The 5,246-nt window shown below is 36.6% G+C and carries 4 protein-coding genes; 3 read left to right on the top strand and 1 reads right to left on the bottom strand.

The window, feature by feature from the left end; genetic code table 11:
* Positions 1 to 510 precede the first annotated feature (510 nt).
* Both H1P_RS30895 and H1P_RS30890 read left to right on the top strand, forming a co-directional pair.
* Positions 511 to 732: a hypothetical protein gene (locus H1P_RS30895; RefSeq protein ID WP_144874964.1), complete on the top strand. Its 222-nt coding sequence runs from the start codon at positions 511 to 513 to the stop codon at positions 730 to 732.
* Positions 733 to 975: 243 nt separating this feature from the next.
* Positions 976 to 1,761, top strand: a complete 786-nt coding sequence (locus H1P_RS30890; protein WP_144874966.1) for an SDR family NAD(P)-dependent oxidoreductase — start codon at positions 976 to 978, stop codon at positions 1,759 to 1,761.
* Between the two features lie 107 nt (positions 1,762 to 1,868).
* Here the strand turns inward: H1P_RS30890 and H1P_RS30885 are convergent, their stop codons facing one another.
* A complete protein-coding gene (locus H1P_RS30885) occupies positions 1,869 to 3,968 on the bottom strand; it encodes a DUF3769 domain-containing protein (RefSeq protein WP_144874962.1) in 2,100 nt (699 codons plus the stop codon).
* Between the two features lie 350 nt (positions 3,969 to 4,318).
* On the opposite strand from H1P_RS30885, the gene H1P_RS30880 reads away from it, so the two are divergent.
* Positions 4,319 to 5,246: NADH-quinone oxidoreductase subunit M (locus H1P_RS30880; RefSeq protein ID WP_144874960.1), on the top strand; the 928-nt coding region annotated here is incomplete at its 3' end.

The following is a 5,246-nucleotide window of genomic DNA, read 5'->3' as shown; positions in this document are numbered from 1 at the left end:
CTAATTCTTCTTTATTACTAGGATTACATAACTTAATTGATAGCATTAATCAATTTCCCACACTGCTTCTTTCTGGATAAATCACCTTATTTCGTAATCTTTTAATTCGGAAAGTGACAGAAGAGGGGTATATAGCAGTTTTTGTATCAGATATTTTATAAGATAATCCCATAAATATTGAAGACTTACTCTTAAATCAGTTTTCAATCACTTGAGAAAAAGAATATAACTTGTCAAGTCATACTTTAATTAAATCTAAAAGCTAAATTATTTACATACATCTACGTTTATAACATCTAAAAATACAAAAAGAAATTAAATTTAGTTATTTTCTCAAACTCTTGATTAAAACTAAATAAATCATTCCCGTACTGTAAAGCTGGTTTATAAATAAAAATACTGAACGAACTAGAGATTCAGAAGAAAAATGTTCCCTTTAGTTGGCATTTCAGCAACAGTAACAAAGTCTTTGCAATCAAGCATGAAAAGTATTTCAGAAAGAAGAGTTAATTGGAAGCTAATTACGCCTTTGATAATGGAGTATTGACCTTAGCTTTAACTGAAGTGATTGAACAATCTGGAAAACATGGGGTGAATAAAATTGTTTTCTTCTCCATTTCAATCTCAATTTTGCCAAGTCTTATAAGCCATTACTTTGCAGTAAGTCTTTTCTTAAAAATTAAAAAAATACCAGCGATACGTTCGCTGGCTTTGGAAATGTTGTTGTTTTAATCCTGAAGAAATCCTAGCTGCACGTTCCCAATCAGCAACTTTTCGATTACCTCACTAAGAATTGTAACAGCCTATACGAGATTAGTGTAAAAAGAAATTAAATATTTTGATTATTTTTGTAAATCTACCGTGAATTTAGCTAGTCATCCAGCGATCGCCAGAAAACTAGTACTCATTAGACAAAATCTCCATGAGCTAAAAATCGCGTTACAATCTGTAACAATACTCGAAGGATTAAGGATTATGACAACTGCTTTAGTAACAGGAGCATCTTCAGGTATTGGTGAAGAATTTGCTCAACAGCTTGCAGCCAAACAAACAGACTTAATTTTAGTAGCGCGCTCACAAGATAAATTAGAAGAGTTGGCAAGCAAGTTACAACAACAATATTCAATTAACGCTGAGGTCATAGTTCAAGATTTAACAACGCCCGCAGCAGGAAAGACAATTTTTGACTTAGTGCAGCAAAAAGGATTAACTGTAGACTTGTTAATTAATAATGCTGGCTTTGGAGATTATGGAAAATTTAGCGATCGCGATTTGACTAGACAGCTTTCGATGATTCAGCTAAATATTACCGTGTTAACAGAATTAACGGGGTTGTTTTTGCCAGAAATGAAGCAAAGAGGGCAAGGTGGTATTATTAATATCTCTTCGATTGCAGGTTTCCAACCTCTACCCTATATGTCTGTTTACGCAGCAACAAAAGCTTTTGTTTTAAACTTCACAGAGGCATTATGGGCAGAAAATAAAGATACTGGTGTACGTATTTTAGTAGTTTGTCCTGGCCCAACAGAATCAGATTTTTTTAAAGTGGCAGATTTTCCTGACTCGTTTGTTGAAAATCAGAGTAAAACCATGAGTATGAATCCCGCAGAAAATGTTGTCGCAGAAGCTTTAAAAGCTTTAGATAAAGGACAATCTAATTTAGTAACTGGTGGTTTTGCCAATCAACTTATTGTCAACATTCCTCGCTTTGTACCCAGAGATTTTTTAGTCAGTGCATTCGAGAAACAGTTTAAGAAATAGACAGCACAAAGTCAAAAGGTCACAAGCAATAGGTTAAATAGGTTCTTAAACACTAACTATATTAACTAGATTATCCAGTTTAACGCCCTTAATTTAACAACTAACAACTAACGATCTACTCCTTGAATAACTGGTCTAATATTATTTTCTTCAAAAGGTTCAGGATTGCCACGCCAAGCAAAATCGTTGATCTGAAAACTAAATGAACCAATCTCAAGGACTGGATTGTAGCGTAAAGTAATACCGTGGGTGCGTCTGCTGTATTCTAAAATATAGTCGGTACTAATACCATCACCATTATCGAGATTCCAAGAAGTTTGTACCCCTACACGGATTGGACCATATAATTGCTGATTGATACCTAAAGCAAGAGTTTGTTGATCTTCATCGCGATCGAATAAAAAAGGAGATTCTCCTGTATCAGTACCAATAGAGTAGGTGATATTAAATCCCGTATAATCAAACCAATTACGGGAAAAATTACCAAATTGTCCCTGAATGCCAATATTACCTCTAAAAGAGATTTGATCGTCATTACTGCTATAAAGACTGGCAACACTACTAACTCCTGTATTTAGTCGCAGATAGGGAACTATGGGAAAGGGAGAATAGCGTAAAGCTCCATCTCTAGTAATGGGTAAGGTTTTTCCTTGCCACAAAAGAAAGCTTTTACCTAAAAAAGCAGCAGCTTGATAGCGAGTTAAGTTAGTACGATCGTTCTCACGGTTGCTGCCTAAAAATTCTTCTCTATCAGTATTAGCATTAATATTTTGAATGGAGGCTTGATATTGCAAATTAATATCTGTTTTTCCCAGAGAGATATTGGGAGATGTCAGAATTCCACCAATACTACTGTTAACAGTTTGGAAACCAAGTGAGCCATTGAACAGTCTTTCGCGAAAAGTGCCTTCCAAACTAAAAGAATGAGGATTATTAAGATTTCCTATTAGTCGATTGGCTGCTATTGTGCTTCTCAGATTATCTTCCAAATCATTAACATCAAGACCAGTAACAGATACTTCGGCTTCTAAACTGTTACGGGGAGAAAGCACACTATTGAAACTGCTTTCAATCCCAAAAGTTGCAGGATCGAATAGTCCACCATCCTCTTCATCGCTAAAACCAAACAGATCGGGAACTAAGGCTCTTTGAATATAGAATTGAGGCGTAATTGACCAAGTAGTTTGTTCTCGATTGATGATGTCCCAGGTGCGTTCGATAAATAAACCACCTCTTTCATCCCCATCAAAACCAACGTTAAAAAGTCCTGGGCTTTGGGGACGACGATCAAAGACAAATCTATTTCTTAACAGAGGTACTGTAAAACTATCATCAATTACCAGCCGAGATTTTGTTGTAGTTAATTGGTTAACTAGAGGTTCAGTTTGCTCGTATTTAGCAGTATCTACTCTTAATTCTAATTCTGGAGGAGAAAAGGGGTCATTTGTGAGACGTAAATTGGTGGCTTGCCAATCACTTCCTTCAAACTCCATATTGTCCGCTTCAAAGCGTACTCGATTAATTAGCCCTTGATTACGATCGCCATTTCCTTGAAGAATATTATAATCACGAGCACTACCAATACCAATCTGAAATTGACTCTGAGCTTGGACATCTGTAACGGGTTGACTTAAAGCAAGGCGATCGCTCAAAGCACGATCGGGAATGGTACGATCTTCAGGTAAACGATTGGTTAAATCGCGATTTAAAGAAGAGCGATCTATTTGTCCTCTCGCATTGGTAATTACTCCGCGATCTTGTACTAAAAAGTATTCAAATCGGGAGCCTTGTAAGATTTGTTCTCCTCTAGTTAGATTGACATTCCCTTCAGCTACAGCAATCCGATCGGCTAAATTTATTTGAATGCGATCGCTTGTCATGACAGCTTCAGCAAACCGCATCACTACATTTCCTTCGGCGGTAATTACCTGTGTTGACTCGTCATACTCTTGGCGATCTGCGATCACTTCTACCACATCTACTGAATCCACAGGAATAGGAGTTACTTCTGTTTCCGATTCTTCTCCAGGTACAGGTATTTCAAAAGTTTCTCTTTCTCCACCCCTTTCTTGGGTAATTAGTTGAGATGTTTGCTGCTGTTTTAACCGAACTCTCTGATTGGGTGGTTGATTTTGCGCCACCACTATTTCTTTGGCTACTGGTGATGTCAGCTTTGGTAACTCTGTGACAAGAAGCAAGATCGACATTTATTTATCAGCAAATTATTATCTCGGCTGATTTTATCCCGTTTTGTTTCCAGTTGGTAATATCCCTTGACGGTTATCTAATTGGTAACACCCCCTGACGGTTAACAGAAACATATTTGCTATTTGTTGTTTTTTATGTATATGTATCTCTTGTCGCTTCTTGTATATCACTTATTACTTAACTTCTCATAGAATATTTTCCTGTCAGCAAACCAATTGAAGTATCTGAAATATATATCAAAAGTTAGTTTTTTTCCTAAAATTTATAATTTGACCTTGGCAGTTTGTAACAAAACTTAATAGAATGGTGAGTAGGAATCAATAAGTATTAGTGCTTAATCTTAAATCTCATGGAAAGCGTTCAAATTCCTTGGCTTACCGCCATTACCTTGTTACCTCTAGTAGCAGCCCTAGCTATTCCCGTCATTCCCGACAAATATGGCAAGAATGTTAGATTTTATGCTCTGTCTGTTGGTTTAGCAGACTTAGCTTTAATGGTTTATGGCTTTTGGTCAAATTACAGTACACACACCACAAAATTTCAACTTACAGAAACCTACGCCTGGATGCCTCAGCTAGGTCTAAACTGGTCCCTTGGGGTTGATGGATTATCAATGCCCTTAATCTTTTTATCTGGTTTAATTACTACCCTAGCGATTCTCGCTTCTTGGAAGGTAAATCATAAACCACGCTTATATTATTTTTTAATATTAGTTTTATATAGCGCGCAGATTGGGGTTTTCGCAGCCCAAGACATCTTACTTTTCTTCTTGATGTGGGAAATTGAGTTAGTACCAGTTTATCTTTTGATATCCATCTGGGGAGGCGAAAAACGTCAGTATGCAGCAACTAAATTTATTTTATATACCGCTTTAGCATCTATCTTTATCTTAGTTTCTGGTTTAGCTCTGGCATTTTATGGCGATAACTTCACTTTAAATATTGCAGAGTTAGGGATGAAAGACTATCCTCTAGCGTTAGAATTACTAGCTTATCTTGGTTTTCTAATAGCTTTTGGTGTCAAACTACCCATCTTCCCCTTACATACTTGGCTTCCTGATGCTCATAGTCAAGCTTCCGCACCTATATCCATGATTTTGGCTGGTGTATTGCTCAAAATGGGAGGATACGCTTTAATTCGCTTCAATATTGAAACATTACCCCATGCCCATATTAAGTTTGCACCTTTATTAGTTATTCTCGGCGTAATCAACATTGTTTATGGTGCGCTAACTGCTTTTGGACAAACCAACCTCAAAAGAAGACTGGCATCTTCTT

Source organism: Hyella patelloides LEGE 07179, assembly GCF_900659865.1.
Classification (GTDB): domain Bacteria; phylum Cyanobacteriota; class Cyanobacteriia; order Cyanobacteriales; family Xenococcaceae; genus Hyella; species Hyella patelloides.
Note: the sequence above shows the minus strand (reverse complement) of the source record. Positions and strands in the feature narration are given on the sequence as shown.